Annotated in this window: 15 protein-coding genes and 2 pseudogenes; 4 read left to right on the top strand and 13 right to left on the bottom strand. The window is 36.3% G+C overall.

Going from position 1 to position 21,040, the window contains the following annotated elements:
• The first annotated feature begins 73 nt into the window (after nt 1-73).
• Nucleotides 74-1,813, top strand: a complete 1,740-nt coding sequence (dhaK, locus tag MKZ17_RS06185) for a dihydroxyacetone kinase subunit DhaK (protein WP_340722884.1) — start codon at nt 74-76, stop codon at nt 1,811-1,813.
• A 111-nt stretch (nt 1,814-1,924) separates the two neighbouring features.
• Here the strand turns inward: dhaK and MKZ17_RS06180 are convergent, their stop codons facing one another.
• The 10 genes and pseudogenes from MKZ17_RS06180 to MKZ17_RS06135 form a co-directional block, all read right to left on the bottom strand.
• Nucleotides 1,925-3,244, bottom strand: coding sequence for an aldehyde dehydrogenase family protein (locus MKZ17_RS06180; RefSeq protein ID WP_340722883.1), 1,320 nt, complete (start codon nt 3,242-3,244; stop codon nt 1,925-1,927).
• A gap of 38 nt (nt 3,245-3,282) precedes the next feature.
• A pseudogene (locus tag MKZ17_RS06175) lies at nt 3,283-4,629 on the bottom strand (MFS transporter).
• Nucleotides 4,630-4,904: 275 nt separating this feature from the next.
• Nucleotides 4,905-6,074 carry an acyl-CoA dehydrogenase family protein gene (locus MKZ17_RS06170; protein ID WP_340722882.1) on the bottom strand — a complete coding sequence of 390 codons (1,170 nt, stop codon included), beginning with the start codon at nt 6,072-6,074 and terminating at the stop codon, nt 4,905-4,907.
• Between the two features lie 22 nt (nt 6,075-6,096).
• Complete coding sequence (locus MKZ17_RS06165; RefSeq protein ID WP_340722881.1) at nt 6,097-7,293, bottom strand: acyl-CoA dehydrogenase family protein; 1,197 nt, start codon at nt 7,291-7,293, stop codon at nt 6,097-6,099.
• A gap of 27 nt (nt 7,294-7,320) precedes the next feature.
• Nucleotides 7,321-7,755: a Zn-ribbon domain-containing OB-fold protein gene (locus MKZ17_RS06160; protein WP_340722880.1), complete on the bottom strand. Its 435-nt coding sequence runs from the start codon at nt 7,753-7,755 to the stop codon at nt 7,321-7,323.
• 12 nt (nt 7,756-7,767) lie between these two features.
• Entirely contained in the window at nt 7,768-8,931 is a 1,164-nt protein-coding gene (locus tag MKZ17_RS06155; RefSeq protein WP_340722879.1) for a thiolase C-terminal domain-containing protein, read from the bottom strand.
• A gap of 19 nt (nt 8,932-8,950) precedes the next feature.
• A complete protein-coding gene (locus MKZ17_RS06150) occupies nt 8,951-9,364 on the bottom strand; it encodes a MaoC/PaaZ C-terminal domain-containing protein (RefSeq protein ID WP_340722878.1) in 414 nt (137 codons plus the stop codon).
• A gap of 54 nt (nt 9,365-9,418) precedes the next feature.
• Nucleotides 9,419-9,865, bottom strand: a complete 447-nt coding sequence (locus MKZ17_RS06145; protein WP_340722877.1) for a MaoC family dehydratase N-terminal domain-containing protein — start codon at nt 9,863-9,865, stop codon at nt 9,419-9,421.
• Nucleotides 9,866-9,870: 5 nt separating this feature from the next.
• On the bottom strand, nt 9,871-12,039 hold the full coding sequence (locus tag MKZ17_RS06140; protein WP_340722876.1) for an acetate--CoA ligase family protein: 2,169 nt from the start codon (nt 12,037-12,039) through the stop codon (nt 9,871-9,873).
• A 490-nt stretch (nt 12,040-12,529) separates the two neighbouring features.
• Nucleotides 12,530-14,548 carry a helix-turn-helix domain-containing protein gene (locus MKZ17_RS06135; protein WP_340725504.1) on the bottom strand — a complete coding sequence of 673 codons (2,019 nt, stop codon included), beginning with the start codon at nt 14,546-14,548 and terminating at the stop codon, nt 12,530-12,532.
• Nucleotides 14,549-14,833: 285 nt separating this feature from the next.
• Between MKZ17_RS06135 and MKZ17_RS06130 the strand changes: the two genes are divergently transcribed.
• On the top strand, nt 14,834-15,973 hold the full coding sequence (locus tag MKZ17_RS06130; protein ID WP_340722875.1) for a YibE/F family protein: 1,140 nt from the start codon (nt 14,834-14,836) through the stop codon (nt 15,971-15,973).
• Nucleotides 15,970-16,725: a YibE/F family protein gene (locus MKZ17_RS06125; protein WP_340722874.1), complete on the top strand. Its 756-nt coding sequence runs from the start codon at nt 15,970-15,972 to the stop codon at nt 16,723-16,725. The genes MKZ17_RS06130 and MKZ17_RS06125 overlap by 4 nt, the downstream gene beginning before the upstream one ends.
• A gap of 115 nt (nt 16,726-16,840) precedes the next feature.
• On the opposite strand, the gene MKZ17_RS06120 is transcribed toward MKZ17_RS06125, so the two are convergent.
• Entirely contained in the window at nt 16,841-18,907 is a 2,067-nt protein-coding gene (locus tag MKZ17_RS06120) for a choice-of-anchor I family protein (RefSeq protein WP_340722873.1), read from the bottom strand.
• 227 nt (nt 18,908-19,134) lie between these two features.
• Here MKZ17_RS06120 and MKZ17_RS06115 point away from each other — a divergent pair, with 227 nt between their 5' ends.
• Entirely contained in the window at nt 19,135-19,365 is a 231-nt protein-coding gene (locus MKZ17_RS06115; protein WP_340722872.1) for a phosphoglycerate mutase, read from the top strand.
• A gap of 390 nt (nt 19,366-19,755) precedes the next feature.
• Here the strand turns inward: MKZ17_RS06115 and MKZ17_RS06110 are convergent, their stop codons facing one another.
• Nucleotides 19,756-20,238 (bottom strand): NUDIX hydrolase, encoded by a 483-nt coding sequence (locus tag MKZ17_RS06110; RefSeq protein ID WP_340722871.1) that lies wholly within the window; start codon nt 20,236-20,238, stop codon nt 19,756-19,758.
• Nucleotides 20,239-20,472: 234 nt separating this feature from the next.
• Nucleotides 20,473-20,911 (bottom strand): annotated as a pseudogene (locus tag MKZ17_RS06105) (NUDIX hydrolase).
• Nucleotides 20,912-21,040 lie beyond the last annotated feature (129 nt).

The raw sequence follows: 21,040 nt of genomic DNA, 5'->3' as shown, positions 1-21,040 counted from the left end.
CAAGGAATATTTATGTATGATGAAAGGACAAATTTTGTCCTACCAAAAAATTAAAAAAGATGAGGTATCATAAATGAAAAAATTAATGAATCAAGCAGAAAATTTAGTAATGGAAATGTGTAACGGTCTCGTACTTGCACATCCAGAGCTTCAATTAAACGAAAAATATAAAGTGATTTTCCGTCGTCAGCTAAAAAAAAGTAAAGTGAGCTTAATTAGTGGTGGTGGCAGTGGTCATGAGCCAGCGCATGCAGGCTTTGTAGGTGCTGGAATGCTTGATGCAGCGGTATTTGGAGATGTTTTTGCTTCCCCATCACAAATCCAAGTCTATCAAGCGATCAAACAAGTAGCGACGGAGCAAGGCGTATTAATGATTATTAAAAACTATTCTGGTGACATAATGAATTTTAAAAATGGTGCTGCACTCGCTGCTGAAGATGGGATAGTTGTTGATTACGTAAAAGTCGATGACGATATCGCTGTTGAGGATAGCTTGTATACTGTCGGACGCCGCGGTGTTGCAGGTACAGTGTTTGTGCATAAAATTGCAGGGGCAGCAGCTGAGCTTGGGTTTGATCTTGCAACAGTTAAAAAAATCGCAGAAAAAGCAGCAGGTCATGTTCGAAGCATCGGCTTTGCGTATACATCGTGTACCGTTCCTACTAAAGGGACTCCCATGTTCTCTTTAGGTGAAGATGAAATGGAATATGGTGTTGGAATTCATGGTGAACCTGGTATTCGTCGTGAGAAAATGATGGATGCAAACGCTTTAGCAGAACGTATGGTAAAGGATCTATTAAATGATTTAGGCAATGTAAGCGAAGTAGCAGTTTTAATCAACGGCTTTGGTGCAACACCTCTTCAAGAGCTATATGTATTCAATAATAGCGTCATTCGTACTCTTACTAAACAAGGTGTCAATGTTCACCGTACATTTGTAGGCAATTTCATGACGAGCATTGATATGGCTGGAGCATCCTTATCTATATTAAAATTAGATGATGAACTGAAGCAATATTTCAATGCTCCTGCTTCTACACCAGCATTTAAAGTTGACGGAGAGGTAGAACCAATTCAAATGCTTGAACCTATACAACAAGCAAACAATATAGCGGAGCCTTCTTTTAAAGTAGAAACTAATAAGCAATTTGCCAAAATCATAAACGAGCAATTTTCATTAGGAAACATGCATTATTACATCGATAAAATGAGCGAAGTCATTATTGAAAACGAAGTGCCGTTCTGTGAATTGGACTCCTATGCAGGAGATGGCGACTTCGGCATGAGTGTCGCTAAGGGTTTTAAACAATTAAAACGTGAATGGACAGAGCTTACTAGCGAACCATCGATGAATGCATTTTTATATCATTGCTCGATGATTATCATGGAGCATTGTGGTGGCGCATCAGGTCCTATTTGGGGCTCAGCCTTCCGCGCAGCAGGTAAAGCAGTTGAAGGAAAAGAATTTTTAGCGGTATCGGATTTTGCAGCTATGCTCCAAGCAGCAGTGAAAGGCATTCAAACAACTGGTGAACGTTCCTTTGGACGTGGTGCTGTTGTCGGTGATAAAACATTAATCGATGCATTCGTTCCTTGTGCGAATGTTTGGTCAGAAGCAGCTAACGAAACGACATTCGCTGACATTTTTAAACGTGGTGCATTAGCCGCTGTTGAAGGTGCTGAGGCAACAAAACACATTGTTGCCCGTATGGGGCGTGCAGGAACTGTCGGAGATCGAAGTCTAGGCTACCCAGACGCAGGTGCTTATGGACTCGGTGTGATATTTACTGCATTAGCGGAAGATGTGCAATAACCTTAATTGCAAATGAAATAAGGTACTTTCTGTTCAATTTAAATAGAAAGTACCTTTAAATTTAAAAGTATTTATTAAAAGGCCTTGGTATTTAGATATATCCTTAGATGATCATTTCACTTTATAAATCGCCCGGTTATGTGAGAATGTTTTAAACCCATGGATACCATGGAAGCTACCAATTCCAGAATTATTAACACCGCCAAATGGTAATGGTAAATGAGTATTATGCATGAAAATCCCGTTAATTGTTACACCACCTGAAGAAGTCGACGCCAATATTTTTTGTTGGAATTCCTCATTCTCGCTAAACATGTATAATGCAAGCGGCTTCGGGTTCGCTTGAATATAGCGTAAAACTTCCTCTACTTCCGTATACGTGTGTGCAAATGTTAAAGGACCAAAAATTTCTTCCTCAGCAATAAGCATTTCAGCCGTCACATCACCGAGTAAAGTAGGCTCAATTAAACGGTTTTCATCATCAAATGTACCACCACTTAAAATAACCGCACCTTTTGCTAGCGCATCTTCGAATAAGTTTTTAATACGCTTATAGTGTTGCTCATTGACAATTTGCGTACGCTCTACTGAACGGATTTTGCCATCATCGTATAGCATCCCTACTGTCATTTGTTGATAAAGCGCAGCAAAAGCAGTTAAATCTTCCTCATGCACAAAAATGTAATCTGGTGAAATACAAAACTGTCCGCCCATTAAAATTTTCCCGAAAACTAAATTTTGTGCTGCCTTGACTAAATCATATCCTTTATCAATAATAACTGGTGATTTCCCCCCTAACTCAAGGGTCACTGCTGCTAAGTGGTTGGCCGCTTCACGCATGACAATTTTCCCAATACGTGGACTACCTGTAAAGAAGAAGTGATCAAATGGCAACCTTAATAACTGTTCGGATACATCGGCCTCCCCTTGGACAAGCGCCACCTCCTGCTCATCAAATACTGATTCAATTACTTCTTGCAAAATTTTGTTATAGTTCGGATTAAATTCACTTGGTTTAAGTACAACACAATTCCCAGCAGCAAGTGCCTCTGCAAGTGGATGAATTGTTACAGACATTGGTGAGTTCCAAGTACCAAAAATACAAACACGTCCGCGTGCTTCATATAAAATATACGCTTCACCATCTTGCGGATTTTCAACCGGCTCTGGCTTCATCCAATTTGCTACGTTTTCTATTGCATAATCTATTGCATGAATAACTGAATAAATTTGGTTTTGTGCTGTAGAATTAGGTGTCACAAAATCTTTGTTTGCTGCTTCTACAAAGCAGTCCATCCGACTTAAAATTGCTTCCTTTAATTTCAACAATTTTTGTGCACGCTGTTCCGCTGTGGATTTACGTGCCTCCCATTGATACATCGATTGCTTTCCAAAAATTTCTTGTAACTTTTTTTCTAATACTTGTACCATGTCATATCCTCCTTCAAGTTAATAAAAGCATTTTCAATTTAAACTAGCTCCTCATTTAAGTTTTGCTGTTTTAAAGCCTCTGTTTCTGATTCAGCTCGTAAATTACGACGTTGTAACGCCACGATAAATACGACTAGTGCAAATAAAACGACACCTAAACATGTGAATAATAAATAACTGAACCCCAAGCTTAAATTTGCATTTCGTAAAAATAAACCTAATAGGGACGTTGCTAATAGTGAACCAATGGCAACAAATAACTGGACTACCCCCATTGCAATACTAATGTCTTTATTCGGTAAGTTCATTTGAATTCCTGTATGGAAAATGGAAATTAAAATTCCACTTGATGACCCCCAAATTAAGCAAATGATTGTGATTGCTATTGATGAAATCGATGTAGTGAAGAACGTTAATACAAATATTGTGCCTCCAAAAATTATCATTGCCCCAATTGCAACTAAGCGGAAGTCTTTTAATTTAGCAACGATAAAGCCACTTATTGCTGCAAATATAAAGGATGTCACACCCCGATAAGTCATAAATAAACCTGTTTCGGTTGGTGTAAAACCGTAAATATTTTGTAAGAACATTGGTAAGAAATAAATTAACCCTGTTGCAGCAAACATCATGGCAAATACTGAAAGTAAACAAATTATAAATACACGGTACTTGAATAAGTGCAATGGAATAATTGGATCGACACTTTTCTTTTGACTAGTGATAAATAATGTTACTGCCGCTACTAAAGCGAGAACTAGCATAAGCATTGTTAGGGACAGCCAAGGTACTCGCGTTCCACCTACTGTTGTTATAGCTACAAAAGTTAATATAGCGATACTTAAAATAGTGATTCCTTTAAAATCTAAACTTGCATTTCTAGCTTTCGGAATTTCAGGCATATATTTTATAACAAAGAATAAACCAAACAATCCAACTGGTGCGATTGAGTAGAATACCCAATGCCATGACATATATTGAACGAAAATACCACCAACAGTTGGTGCAACGATTGCTGTTAATGCATTTAATGCCCCGTAAAAGCCTAAAAATTTCGCACGATTTTCAATATCAAAAATATCGCTAATTACGACTAAACCAACAACTGCCGTTGCCGCTCCTCCTAAGCCTTGAATGCCACGGAAAATCATTAAGTGATAAATATTCGAGACAAGTAACGGTGTCAGCACTTCAGAAACTAAAATAATTTAAATACCAATAATCAAAAGCCGACGTCGTCCATACATATCACTAAGCTTCCCAACAATCGGTGTGACAATTGCCGAAACTGCTAAGTTAACAGTAAACACAAGCGAATAAAATTCTACACCGCCAATATCTTCAATAATTTTTGGAAGAGCGACAGAAAACTCAGAAGAAACCATTAATCCTAATTCAATACATAAGAAAATACCAACCATTAATAATACCTTTTGTTTGTACGATAAAGATTCAACCGTTCTAGAAGTTTTGAAAATCAATCATATCACCCTCTAAATTAAATTTTGTCTTTACTAATTATGAAAACAAGTACACAAAAAAGATTTCTCATGTAAGAAACGAAATACGTATTTTACAAATGAGAAATCTCTCCTAAACTTAGTGACAACTTAATTTACGATATTTATTTATTAATGACTGCTCTTACAAATCAAAACTATTATTGTGTGCTTAAAATCGTTTCTTTCACTACCGATTGTTCTGTATTTTCCCAGTTTAATGCTGTAATTGCTTGCTCATAATATTGTTCAATATTACCTAGATAATTTTCATAAAAACGGGCACGCTTTACGAATAAATGACAATCAATCTCTTCCGTAAAGCCAATCCCTCCATGAATTTGTATATTGTGTGCAGATGTACGTATAAACGCCTGTGTTGCAAAAATACGAGCACTGCAAATTGCTTCAATACGGTCCTGTGAAGCTGTTTCAAGTGCCCAGTTCGCATAATAAGAAAGGGAACGAGCAGTTTCTAAATCTAGCTTCATATCAACTAAACGATGCTTTATCGCTTGAAATCTTCCAATTGGGTTACCAAATTGTTCACGAATTGTTGCATATTCACTTGCCATCCCAACAATATGTTCCATTGCACCTACCGCAACAGAAGATAAAGCTGCATTGTAAGACAATAAACCTTCTTGGATAATTGGCCAGCCTTCACCAATCCCACCGATTATTTGACTAACTGGTACTTCCACATTTTCAAGTGTCACTTCTGTTAACTTACGTGTTTCATCAAATGCTTTCTGCTTACGTAAAGTAATGCCCGGTGCATTTTTATCAACAATTAATACCGTAACTTTCTCGTCAATTAGCACAGGTACGATTAAATATTGCGCAAGCTCAACATCTGGTACTTGAGTCTTCACACCGTTTATTACAACCGTTTCTCCATTTACAACGGCTCTCACTTGAATTCCATGTTGCTTATAACTGCGACCTGGCTCTAGCCAAGCAATCGTAAAACTTGCTTCACCATTTGCCACTTGCGGTAAATAAGTTTTCTTTTGCTCTTCTATACCGAATTGTTCAATGATTGGCACAGCAAATGCGCTCGTTTCTAAATAGAGTCCTGGAACTACTGCGCGGCCCATTTCCTCCATAATCGGCACTAAATCTAGTTTCCCTAAACCCATACCACCGTATTTTTCTGGAATATTTAATTGCGTACAACCTAACTCGTGTAGCTCGGAAAGTACGGTTTTTACATGCTCAATTTTATTTTCAATGTAATCGCGTGCTACTTTCGTTTGTTCCATGTCAGTTAAATATTTTCTAACGTATTCACGAAACATTTCCTGTTCTTGGTTTAATGAAAAATCCATGATCATTCACCCTCTTTATAGATTATCGTCCTACATCTTTTGGTAAGCCTAATATACGTTCTGCAATCGTGTTCTTTTGTATTTCACTCGTACCGCCACCAATTGTTTGGCCAAATGAATATAAATAATTTTTTTGCCAATAGGACTTGCCATAAATCGCATCATCTTTCCACAATAATCCTTGATGTCCTTGTAAAGAGATAGCCTCTGCAAACAATTCTTTCGTCACTTCACTCACGAATAACTTATCCATCGATCCTTCAACGCCTGGATGCCCCACTTTAAGCTGCTTCGTTAAATTACGGTAATAGTTTAATAGGGATCCACGAGATTTAATATATAAATCTAGCATACGTTTACGCACATCTGCTTTTTGAATAATCGCCACATCATCTTCTTTAACCGCTTGCGCTAAGTCTACTAATTCGTCAAATTGCTGTTCGAGTGAAAATACTTGGGCGCCGATACCTGTACGTTCGTGCATAAGAAGTGCAATTGTTACGCGCCATCCATCATCTACTTGACCAATTATTTCACTGTCATATGCAACGGCATCATTTAAATACACTTCATTAAAATCATGCTCTCCATCCATTTGAATAATCGGACGTACCTCTACGCCAGGTTGATTCATATCGAGTAGGAAACATGTAATACCATGATGCTTTTTCTCCCCTTTACTCGTGCGAGCTACTAAAAAACAGCGGTCCCCAAAGTGTGCAAAACTCGTCCAAATTTTTTGACCGTTAATAATCCATTTATCTCCGTCCCTGACGGCAGTTGTTTGAACTGCTGCTAAGTCTGAACCCGCATTTGGCTCAGAATACCCTTGGCACCAAACTTCTTCGCCCGATAAAATTTTTGGAATATATTTTTCCTGTTGCTCAGGTGTTCCAATATGCATTAATGTTGGTCCAACCATATGTAAACCAACATAGTTTACTAGCGGTGGTGCCTTCACACGTACCATTTCTTGATGGTAAATAATTTCTTCCATAAGCGTTGCATTACGACCACCATGTTTTTCTGGCCATGCAATCGCTGCCCATCGCCCATCAGAGAGCCTTTTTTGCCAGTCACGTAAAAATTGACCGTAAGCTGCTTGCTCCTCAGGCATTTCAAACGTGCCATCCAACCAGCCATCAGGTAAGTTTGTTTCTAACCAAGAACGTAGTTCCATACGAAACTGCTCTTCTTGCGCTGTATATGAAAAATCCATGTCTATTACCCCCTTCTTAAAAAGTATTTATGCTAGTGTCCATTGTGGAACTGCACGATCTTCTGACGCATCTTCCCAAACCATTTTTACAGCGGATCCAATTGTAATATTATCTGCATTGCCATCTAAAATATTGCCGATAATTTTTACTTCTGGCAGGTGATCCAACTCTATTACAGCAATGACTAACGGAATATCGTTTTGGAAACCAGGTAAAAATGGTCGGTATGACACAACATAGGAATACACTTTCCCTTGAATGTCACTTCCTTGATCTTCCCAAATAACGTCCACGCTTCCACAACTTGCACAGCTTGGACCTGGAGGATGATTATATGCATTACATGAATTGCATTTTTGCAATGCAAGTTCATGACGATCAGCAGCATCCCAATAAGGCGTATTATCTAATGTTTTTAATGGAATTGGTTTTTCATATTTTACTTTTGTCTCTTCACTCATAATAAAACCCTCCTATTTACTTAAAATCATTGCACCTGCAATATCTGGTCCAGCCCAGCCTGTACAAATACCGATTTCACAATTTTCAACTTGTCGATTAGTACCAGCATATTCATGGCGTACTTGACGTACAATTTCAAGCACGTTGTTCATTCCGTGCGTATAGCCTTCAGATAACATCCCACCAGCTGTATTCGTAGGTAGCTTGCCATTTAACTTCAAGTTTCCTGCTGCTACAAAATCACCCACTTCTCCTTTTGGAGCTAAGCCATACGCCTCCAATTGACGTAACACCACCCAGCTAAAGCAATCATAAATTGACGCTACATCAATATCTTCTGGTGAGATGCCAGCTGCCTTATAAAGTTCCGGTGCAACATAATCTGAAGCAACTTCATCTACGTTTTTCCAGTAGTGCGCATGCGATACAGATTGACGAGCAGCCATTCCCATAATGTAAACAGGTGTTGATTTACAATCTTTTGCACGCTCTGCAGAAGTCACGATAATTGCATTCGCTTCATCAGACTCTAAACAGAAATCATGCTTTGTAAACGGTGAGCTTAAATGAGCTGTTTTCATATACTCTTCTAATGTTAATGGCTTGCCATAGAAGAATGCATTTGGGTTGCGCTGCGCATGCTCGTAAAAGCTCGTACAAACATGACCTAAATGCTCTTGAGTTAAACCGTTTAAATGCATATGACGTGTCGCAAATAAACCGAACCATTGCCCTGGGCTTCCCGCGCCGTAAGGAATGATAAAGCTACCTCCTTCAAAGGCTGATTGAAGTAAATCTGTACTCCAACCACCGCCGCCCATCCGCATACCAGAGCGCCCGTTCATCGCACGGTAAATTAAAACGGTTTTTGCTTGACCTGTTTCAATTAGGCCAACTGCATCTGCAATTAATAATTCGGTACTACTGCCACCACCTACAATTTCTTTCACTACACCGGGACGTACCCCTAAATATGTTGCTACTTGATGAGGTGTACAAGAATCATGCTCTGAATAACTCATAAATGCATCGATATCTTTTGCTTCTAAACCTGCATCAGCAATTGCTGCACGTGCAGCATCTAATGCTAAATGTAATGGTGTTACCCCAGAATTTTTTGAACGTTTACTTTCCCCTACACCAACAATGGCATATTTATTTCGAATAGTTCTCATCTTCTAACTCTCCTTCGAATTAAAATTGTAAAATCGCTTCCCCTGAACCAACGATTTGTCCAGGACCTTTTTCTGCGAATAAATCTAATACAGCGATTTGCCTTCCATCTTCTTCATAAATCTTCTTAACAATACCTTGGCATGTAATGATATCGTTTGGCACTGTCATTGCACCGAAGCGCATTTTAAAATCCTTCACGACAGCTACATCGCCCGCTAATTTATTGATGTATTCGCCGAGAAATCCCATTACAAGCATGCCGTGTGCAATAACACCCGGTAACCCAATTTTTTGAGCGAATGCATCATCCGTATGTAACGGGTTAAAATCACCTGATGCACCTGCATATTTTACAAGCTGAACTTTCGTTACCTTTTCCTTTGTATGTGCTGGTAGCTGTTGTCCCTCTGTTAACTGATCATATTGAACCATTAAGAATGCTCCTTTCTTTATCGGGCTGAGTAGAGAAACTCAGCCCACAAATAATCAATTCACTACTAGTGGTCGATAAATAATATTCGTACGGCTTGTTACGACGTGATTACCTGCCTCGTCCGTAATTTCTGTGTCGAGTACTAAAAACTCCATTTTGCCGTTTTTCCCTTCACGTTCGTATACATCTGACACCTTTAATTGGCATTTTAATACGTCACCAGGGCGAATCGGTCTTGTATAGATAAATTGTTGCTCACCGTGAAGCATGCGTCGATAATCTAGACCTAAATCCAATTCCTCACCGTTATCAGGACTAATCGCTACCGGAAAGGAAGGTGGCGCAATAATCCCACCATGTACAGTTGTTTTTGCGTAATGTTCATCTGTGTACAATGGATTTAGGTCACCTATTGCCTGTGCAAATTGACGAATATGACGTTGATCCACTTGAAATACAAAGGGCTCACCTGATTTTCCAACTAAATGTGCTAATTCCATGAAACTTATCCTCCTATTACTTGTATTTCGGATACCTTCTCCTGTACGACGATCATCGCATCAGCAGCTTTTATCCCTTTTTCATAAACGATAAGTGGATTAATATCGAGCTCTTTTATCGTATCTTTGTTGTCACTCATAAGATTTGATACTTTTAGAAGTACGTCGATTATTGCCTCTTTATCTACAGGAGCTTTTCCTCGTGCACCATGTAAAAGCGCTTTTCCTTGTAGCTCTTCTAATAAATCAAATGCATCTTTACTTGATAATGGTGCTACTTTAAAAGCTATATCTTTAAACACTTCTACAAATATCCCACCTAAGCCAGCCATAATAACTGGACCAAATGTGTCATCATTATGTGCGCCAATAATAACTTCAACACCATTTGGTAACATCTCTTGCACTGATACACCATTTAACGTAGCAGCGGGATTATACTCTTTCGCATTTGCCATCACTTCTTCAAATGCTTTACGTACTTCTTCTTCAGTACATATATTTAATCGAATTCCATCTGCTTCTGTTTTATGTGGAATATGTGGTGAGTCGATTTTCAAAACAACGGGGAAACCAATTTCTTTCGCCATTTCAACAGCTTCTTCGGATTCCTTTGCGATATAGCGCTTTGTCGTTGGGATTCCGTATCGATCTAGTATTTGACTAGCTTCAGATTCACTTAATGTAGTCCCAGGCTTTAATAAATCCTCTATACTGGCTGGGCCAAAATCTGCCGCAACATCATATGCCTGTTCATTCATCTGTACATATGAGCTATATTGCACAAGCTTTGCTAAAGCGCGCACAGGGTTTAAAGTACCCGAAATAACAGATACATCATTTGCAACAAGCGTTTCCGTTGCTTTAGGATAAGTCATTCCTTCAAGTGGGAATGGGAAAATACCTATAAGCTTATTGCTTGATTTCGCAATCGATACAAACTCTTGTAACATTGGCGAATTTTCATCCCAAACATATGGGAAATCTGTGAAAATAATGTTATCTACATCTGGATCATTTACTAGTGCCTTTAACGGCGCCAAATAAAATTCTGGGTTAGTCACAGAAGCTGCGGCAGTTAAGTCAATCGGATTGCTGACACTTGCATATTCCGGTAATGTTTTACGAATTTCTGCTTGTGTCTCCTTTGATAACTCGACGATATTTAAGCCATAGCTTTCACAGCGATCGGCTTCATTTATCCCACGTCCACCTGAGCTCGTAATAATTACGGTATTTTTACCAGTAGGTAGCTTTTCTGGATTAAATAATTTTGAAAATGCAATAATGTCCTCAAAATCATCCACTCGGATAATGCCATATTGTTTGAAAAAGGCATCATATATTTTATCTGAACCAGCTAATGCACCTGTATGAGATGCTGCCGCACGACTACCTGCATTACTACGCCCTGTTTTCATCAGTAAAATAGGCTTTTTCTTATTTAAAGCTTGTTTTGCTAGAAGTTTTAATTTTTCTGGTTTTTTTGTTCCCTCTAAATAGCCACTAATAATGCTCGTCTCATCGTCGTGCACCATATACTCAACGAAATCTTCAAAACTAGCATCCATTTCATTTCCTGTACTAATGAAATAATTAAAGCTAATCCCATGTTGAGCAGCGGCCATATATGTTAAAACACCAAATGCGCCACTTTGAGACACATAACCTACACCTTTCTTTCCATTCATTGGTACTGTTAAAATAGCTGGTGAAAAGGTTCCGATTAGGCCGTTTGAAGTGTTCACAAGCCCTACACAGTTAGGTCCAACTAGGCGAATGCCATGTTGTTGCGCATATTGTGCTAATTCTTGCTGTAACTTTTGACCTTCTACACCTGTTTCAGAAAAACCTGATGCAAAAATAATGGCCGACTTTACTTTCTTTTCAGCACATGCTACTAACCCTGCTTTTATTTGATTGTAGCTAACACAAAAAATAACTAGATCAATCTCATTCGGTACGTCTGCTAATGTTGGATAGCTTTTTAACCCTGCAATTTCACTTGCTGAAGGGTGGATAGGAATAATATCACCTTGAAATTTTCCATCAATTAAAGCTTGAATTTGTAAATGCCCGATTTTATACTTGTTTTCTGATGCACCTAATACAGCAATCGACTTTGGGTTTAACAATGGCCTTAACGATTCATAACCTATTACTTGTTGAGTCATCAACTATCACCCCTAGTATTGTTTTCATCAGATATCACATCTGTAACAATATTTTACCTCCTGTTTTTTGAATAATAAGAAAATTATGAAATCTAAATTTATATACTTATAAAGACCATACTATTTTAAAATAAAGTACTTCAGCCGTTGATATAGCTAACCTGAAAATTTCTATGAAAATTTCTATGCACACTTTAACCCCGACAATCACGCGATTTAACCTCGACACCAACACATTGTAAGCGCATTCACAAATACTAAAAAAACACATTTCATACTAAAATAGAACGAAATGATGTCTTTACTTATGTGGATTCCCTTAAAATCTTATACTTTTTAGCCACTAAAAAAGCTTTTCCGAAAGTAATTTCAAATTACCTTTGGAAAAGCCTTACATTTTACAATTATAAAATACTAACACAGTTGCGTTAACGAAGGGAAGGCATATCAAAAACACGATATTCCTAAATTATTTTTTTAGTAAAGTCGGTTAATCAAACTTCTCCATCCACTTTACTATTCTCATTCTTAGTTTTGCAGATGGCTTTGCTTGATTACGTTCAATATTACTGACATAGGAAGCTGATACTTGGAGTTCTTCTGCTACAGTTAGTAGTGTGAGTTTATATTCCTTGCGAATTTCAAGTAAGCGTTCACCTATTTTTCGATGGACTGCATTTTTTTTTAAAGCGGTTTCATTTTGTAGGGCAGTGTTTTTATTAACTTTTTTAATCGAGCGGTAATGCTCCTTCACAACATCCGATGGCTCAATCACAACAGATGTATTCAGCCAATATTTTGTCCAGCCTTTACTTAACGCTAAATTTTCGTCCCAATTTACATAGTGCCAAGCTGCAACAATATCGTCGGCTGTAAGTTGATCAAGTGCTTTTTCAAATCTTTCACGAGTTCGCATCGGTGAGCGTTCATTTAAAATTTCACCACTAGCCTCTAGTAGTGTGCTAATTTTATTTAACTGCAAAAAATCCCCTTTAAAGGCTTGTGTGCGCCAACGCCAACTCAAATATCGACATAGTTGCTTTTCACAATTGAACCGATATGCATGATATCGAAGTGCCTTTATCGGCAATAAAGCAACCTGTCTTTGCGATGAGGTTAAATATTTTGCAAAAACTTTATCAACTGTAAATGAAATCGTTTTGCTACAATTTTCTTTATTCACTACATATTCTTTTCCGTCTTTGTATTTAAACAGAAAAGTTCTTCCTTGTACGCCAACTTGAACAGGTTGATTGTTTTTATACAATACCGTTTTTTCAATCGTCAGCCATAAACTTTGAATATTACTTAAAGCCTGTATCACTTGCTCTTTTTGCTTTGCTTCAAAGCCGCCACGCCTACCTTCTCCACCTAACTTTGCCTTTAAGCCGCGCATCACTAAAATATCTGCTAATTCGATTTCGACTACTTCCTCAGGATGTTTTGCTCTATGCAAAAACAAGCTACATAAAATATCAAGTACATCGACATCAATCGTTGATAATTTTTGTACGATATTATGTGCCATAATTAAAGAATTTTCGTTTAAATTCATTCTATTTTTATCTTTTTCTAATTTTGGAATAATGCGAATATGCCCTTTCGTCTTCCCTTTAATAAAGTGGTACTTTGGCCAAGAATCTGGCTCACCTTGAGTAAAATCTCGTCGATAGATTGCTTCCCGCACTGCATGATAAATAACACTGTTTAAAACAACTATATAATTTGGAACCGTTGTCATTTGTAAAAAATCTCGTTCCCCTCGTTTAACCTCTTGCTTTTCAACTGCATTCTCAATTCGTAAATACGTTTGAATATTATTGTTTAATTCATGAATAATTTTTCGTTGCCATTCTTGAATATATAAATCAACCGCGCGTGCAAACTTATTTATAAACTCCTTATTACTCGTCAAATTGGTTGTTAATAACTTGAAAAATAAGTCATTTAATTGGAATGGTGTTAATTCTTTTAGACCATTCACACCATATGTAATGACCATTTCCTCAAAAACAAGTGTCGTTAACTGAGCTCTACACCAACTATAAAAATAATCCCATGTAATCGGGTCACTAATGAATGTTGACTTTTGTATAATTCTTTTTGTCTTTTCAAGCGCCTCATCAAGTAGCTGTTGATTACTTAAAATGGAATAATTCGCATGGTCATTTTGTGCAACAACATAAAATATGACAGACTTCGCCATCTTTTCGATTGTACGGTTTCTCGCCTGTATACGAAATTTATAAAATAGCTCCTCATTTTGTAAATATGCGTCTTCTGTTAATACAAAACTTTTTGAAGTAGAAAACATATCATTTTGATCCAAAGAAATGATAGATCCTTCTGACATATGTTGTTTGTATAAGAAATAATAATCATACTGTGTTTCAAGCTCATCAAAAATAAATAAAACATAAAAATTTTGAATAGCGGTCTTATATTGGTCTATTACTTGCTGTAAATAATCATGTGTACTTTTACTATTAAAGTGTCCAGAATCATTCATGCCCACAATTTACAACCCCCTCAAAATTCACAAATATATGCACCGAAAGAGAAAATTTTAGTATTTTATAGATTATTTTAACACAAAACAATTTACCCGTTTGATGTATTATATTATAAATATGACGCTTACAGTTACTCGTGATCGTAATAAACTAAAGGAAATCCATTGGTCAAGATTCGTTTACTTTGTTAGAATAATTCTTTAACGTTGCTTAACGTTCTCTTAAAAATCTAATACTTAAGCGGTGCTATTCAATCAATATTTATAGAAGGACGTGTATAAATGCATACTATTAAAAATTTATATAGCAGAATACTATTAAAACAACGTATTTTTTTTATTGCTGTTCTTTTTTGTTGTATTAGTTCGATTATATTTGTTTTTAACAATTACGCTTTATATGAAAGCACGATTGCGGAAGTAATCAAATCAAATATTGAGAGTACAATCGACGTTCAGGATATGCATAATAACGAAGATACATTATATACACAACAAATAATTGCAAAAATGAAAAATGGAGAGAATAAAGGATCACTTGTTCATATAACAAATGAATTTTCAAAATCACAGGCTTTTGATCATAAATACGAAGTAGGTAATGAACTTTTTGTTACAATCAATGCGCAAGACGAAGAAGGTCAAAAAATAACTGGAACGATTACCGGCGTTAAACGGGATAAATATTTAGCCATCATTGCCTGGGTATTTATTTTTGTATTATTAATTATTGGGAAAAAGCAAGGCTTGTTATCGGTTTTTAGTTTACTATTTAATGCCACCCTCTTATCATTTGCTTTAGATCTTTATATTCAACATGCGAACCAAAGCCTTTTATGGATTTGTGGTATTAGTATTATTTTATTTACTGTCGTTTCCTTATTATTGGTGAATGGGGTTAATGAGAAGACCTATGCAGCTATAATCGCAACATTATTGGGTACATTTACTGCCCTCCTCATTACATATGTATGTCTGTTAATCACAGGTGAAAACGGGCTCCGTTATGAGGAATTACAGTTTATCACACGACCATATAAAACGGTATTTATGGCCGGACTCTTTATTGGTTCGCTAGGTGCTGTAATGGATGTAGCGATAACAATGTCTTCTTCAATTTTTGGATTATATGAGAAAGATCATACCATTTCAGTAAAAGCACTGATCCAATCTGGCATGGAAATTGGTAAAGATATTATGGGCACAATGACGAATATTCTATTTTTTGCTTATGTAAGTGGTTCCATTCCTATGCTCATACTTTATTTTAAAAATGCTTCTCCATTCGGTTACACACTTTCATTGAACCTTTCCTTAGAACTCGTTCGAGCATTAGCAGGAGGAATCGGAATTGTTTTAACAATTCCAATCGGGCTCTATACAACCATTTTCTTTATAAATAGAAAGAAGGCTAGACTATGAATGTAATCGTTTTATTAGCTGGATTATTATTTCTATTCATGACCCTAATAGGAGGAAAAAAAGGTGTAAGGTCCTTTTTGGCGTTATTTTTTAATTTTGGTGTAATCATCGTTACGATTTTCTTTATGAATGCTCCAACTGTAAATGCAGTAGCATTAACTATAATTGCCTGTGTCGCAATTAGTTGTATCAATCTCTTTTATATTAATGAAGTGAATAGTAAAACGAAACCGGCCTTTCTTTCAACACTACTTACTACGATCATCTTACTCTTTTTTATTGCCGTCATAACGCATTATGCGATGATTCAGGGATTTGGTGAAGAAGAAACAGAAGAAATGGGGATGTTTTCTTTATATATCGGCTTAGATTTCACGAAGATTGCCATTTCCGTCATTATTATGAGTACTATAGGTGCAATTACAGATGCAGCTATCGCCATTTCATCTCCAATGCGTGAAATGCACTTTCATCATCCAATTATTGAGCGAACAGAACTTTTCCAATTTGGGTTAAGTATTGGACGAGACATAATAGGGACTAGTACAAATACACTTTTTTTCGCTTTCTTTGGAAGCTATTTAGCATTATTAATATGGTTTAAAGATTTATCTTATTCGATTGGTGAAATCGTTAATTCAAAAGTTTTTAGTGCGGAAATAATCACAATCTGTTGTGCAGCAATTGGCGTAACTTTAGTGATTCCCATTACGGCGTGGATCACGTCCTATTATTTAGTAAAGAAAAATTAAATGATACAGCCTTTAAAATAACAGATCAGATAGAAAGCATATTAAAATAGCCTTCTATCTGTTTTTTTAAAATAGAAGACTATTTTTCGACTTTACTAAAGAGATAATAAATCGTTTAGTTTAAAATTCGACTGATGACGATTGCAGCTTGTGCACGAGTTAATGAATTGTTTGGATTGAAGTTTTTAGCTGAACCAATCATGATTCCTTTTGATTGAAGTGCATAGATAGCTTGTTTTGCTTCTGCGCTAAGTTTTGCATCATCATTGTATTTTTCTCTCGTTGTACTTTCGAATGTTTCACCAGATAAAACAAGATAGTTATAAACTGCATAGGCAAATTGTTCACGTGTAATTTCTTTGTTTGGAGCAAATGTTTGATCCGTTCCACTTAGCATTAAATTATTCTCAATTGCCCATTCTATCCCATTCGTATTTGTATTACCCGCTAGTCGATTTAATACCGTGGCAGTTTGAGCTCTTGTAAATGAGGTATTTGGTGCAAATGTTGTTTCGTTGACACCATTTAATATTCCGGCTTGTGTGACTTTCGTAATTTCATTTATTGCACTATGATTTTCAATATCTTGGAATTTCACATTTATATCTTTAGCAAGGATATCAAATACTGTTACAGTCCCACTCACTTCATGCCCAACTAATAATTGAGGCTTTTCAGCAGGTACAAATGCTAATCCTTCTGGAGAAACGTCCCCTTTCATATCTTCACTAAAGTCACGCGTATTAATATAATCGACAAATTCGACCTTTGTCGGATCTGTAATGTTGTACATCATAATCCCACCAATACGTTCCAAACCAATGAATGCGAATACCTCGTCACCAATTTTACCTACTTTTACATCTTCAGGCTCCGGACCTTTTTTACCACTGCGGTTATCGAGCTTTACAGCATCATTCGTTGTGTTGAAAAATTCAGGGAAAAGCTCAGCCGTTATTTTTTCAAAATCACTGCCGCTATCAAATACGATTTCCATTGTTTCAGCATCGACGATTGAGAAAGAGCGTCCACCAAAAATATAGTCTTTTCCATTTTCAAAACCGTCATATTGCACCGTATCATAAAATACGATTTCGTTTCCATCTATCTCTTTTTCATTTTCGTTTAAATGGAATACAGGCGTGTCCTCTTCTCCCCACTCACGACTGTCACCTTCGTTCGCAGTTACAATATAGTTTTTACCGTTTACGCTATAAGTTGAAATACCATCTGGCATGTAAATACCAAAGACATTTTCATTTTGAAGTTTTGCTTCCTTATTTTTAAGAAGATCTAATTCATTTCCTTTTTCTCGATGATCTTTGAATCCTAATCCATTTACTGAAATTGCTTCGTTTGTTGTTAAATCAATTTTTGCAATGGCATTGTTTTCTTGAAGTGAAACGTAAGCATAATTGCTATCTTCACTTACGACAACATATTCGGGCTCTAAATCTACAGATGGTTTTGCATCTTTCTTTAGGATTACTTGGTCCTCTACTAACTCAGCACGTTTGTCAGCACGATCAAATGATTCAAATGTAATATTTTTAGTTGTTAAATCCGTAAAACTATTCGAAACATCAATTACAGACACTGTTCCTAATGGATCTACAATTCCTTCACCATAACCGTTACGAGGTTCTCCTTCGTTAGCAGTTAATACTAGTGATCCATCTGGTGAGAAGGTAATGTTATCAGGCTGTACACCAATTTTCACAACACTTAATAGCTCTCCTTCACCAGTTAAAAATATAGCATAACCTTCTTTTGTATAATCATCTGCTTGTACTGCAGCTACTACAACGTTTTCATTAGGTGAAACTGCAATACTTGTTAGCCCACCGTATACAAAATTAGGATCTATCTTTTTTATTAATTCAGCAACGTCTACTGAAAAATCTGGTTTTAGGTTCATTGCATTTTCTTTGGAATAATCTAACGAAATTTTTTCTACTAATTTTGTATCCCCATTTATTAAATACATCGAATGATTGTGTTTGTTATATGCAATAATTTCTGTTGTCCCACCATCAGGGTTTTGAACTCCTGAATCATAACGAGCATCGACTGATAATTTAAATTCTTGTCCAGCTGCTTCAGTTGTTAAACTCGGTGCTACGATCACTGTCCCCGAAAATGCTAAAGCGAACATTGTTTTAGATGAAAGGTATTTACTCATTTTCCTACCGCCTTTTCTAGTTTCCTCTAGTTTAAGGTTGGATAGTTAATAGGATGTTAATTATTTTCATATTTTTGTAAAAACGAAAAATGGTTCGATAATAAATGACATATTTCACATTCTTTCAAACAGATAATCTGTTTTTTTTAGCAGTGCCTACTGCACGATTTTTTGTTGGAAGGAATTTACTTCAAACTGAAGAATATATAAATAAAGGGGTGGTATATATGAATGAAATCGACATTATAAACAAAAAAGCGATCAAAACGGATTTAGCTCTAATTAAGACTTGTTTGAGGCTAATTAATCAAACGATTATTTTAAGCAAACAAAGAGGTGAAACCTTTACTGCTTCAGAAAATGAAGAAATACATATGTTAATTGGTAAAATTGATAGGGACCTGAACAAAATAAAGAAGAACGTACAATATGAAACAATTAAAACTTCGAATAGCTAGATTTTTTTATCTTTCATAAATATCACGTTGCTCTCAAAAAAAACCGCAAGCATTTTCTTTTATTAAAAGTCAAGTTATTTTCTAATGTTAAAGATTTACAACATGACAAATAGAATGTTACACATTATAATAGCTTTTTGCAGAATTAGTTGAAGGACTAATTCTGCTTTTATTTTTATGTAATATGTAATATGTAGCTTTTTAATAAAGTTCGATTAAAAGGTAAGTTGCAAACGCTGATTTTAGACAGAAAGAAACCAACTGTTTTGATTCAAAGTTTGATCAAAACAGTTGGTTCTTTATTTATCTAGTTTGGGTTTTGTAAAAAAGTTTGATTATTTCGGGATGCGAATATTCAATTAAAGCACCCGTTAGTTTAATAAGAGGGGTCTAAATTGTTCTATTTTCCTTTAATTCAAACTCTGGTTTAGTAATGTATTCCATATAATTTATTTTTCCTTCAAAGTCCAAATAAGCTTTATATCTAGTACGAATAGCTGGTGCTGAAATCAAATCCAACACTTTTTCTTTATTTATCCATTGGACTTCTGTTGTTTCCTCGGAAGTAGAAAGTTGCCCTCCAATTGGCTTACAAACGTAATCTAACATCAGTTTAGTTGGAACATCAGTTACACTATCGTGCCATTTGTGAATTCCCGTATTAGAATAAACTCCAATTAGGTTTGATATATGTATGTCTATACCACTTTCCTCTTTTATTTCTCTAGTTAAAGCATCCATTAAGTTTTCTCCTACTTCAACTTGCCCACCTGGGAAAACCCACCCTCCATGATGCGTTTTAACTAACAATATGTTTCCTTGTTCATCTTCTACGATACCGCCCACTGCGACTATATGTGTTGGCATTCTCATAATCAATAACCTCCAATAAATTATCTTCAATTATCCTGCCCCGATAGTAAAATTACTTCAATAAAAAAGGCATTTAATCCTTCTTGGATTAATGCCCCGTTTGCGATCCATGAAGCCATACTACACCACAGATTATGTAAGAAAATATCGTTCTTATATGGTTGTTTAATAAGAACAGTGATGCTTATTAAACAATCGCACCCGTTGCGGCGGATATTATAGTACTCGTTTTGTTCAAATAACACCATAGGGTTGAATAACAATGCCCTTATTACTAATTTCCAGTTGTTTGCTACTATCAAGACAGTACTCTATTCTTTGTCTAAAGTTTTCAATAGTTATCATTTTCAAAGCCTGCTCGATAGGGAAAAACCCCACTTCAACTTTCTGGGGAAGTTATTAATTTGCCACCAATTGGCTTAGATAAAAAGAGAGTATTACAAATTGACTTATTCACATTTTGAAATACCCCTCAGAATATAAGAACTTCAATATCAATACCTGACTCCTCTTTAGTTTCCCTAATTGCCGCGTCCTTCAGAGGCTCACCTTCCTCAACTATTCCACCTGGCATTTCCCAACCCCTAATAGGACCTTTAATTAGCAAAATTTCCTTTTGGTCGTTGAGTACAATAGTTGCAGCCGAAATAAAGTGTTTAGAAGGTGTGTAAATATGTGATGTGTTTTGTCCCAAAGTTATTACTCCTTTTTTTGTGTAAAGCTTACTTACTCCATTAAATGGCCAGATTGTAGAATAACGAATGCACTTGAATAGCTCTGCAACACCTTTCAAACATTAACG

Source organism: Solibacillus sp. FSL R7-0682 (assembly GCF_038005985.1).
Taxonomy (GTDB): domain Bacteria; phylum Bacillota; class Bacilli; order Bacillales_A; family Planococcaceae; genus Solibacillus.
This window is presented reverse-complemented; position numbering and strand designations above follow the sequence as displayed.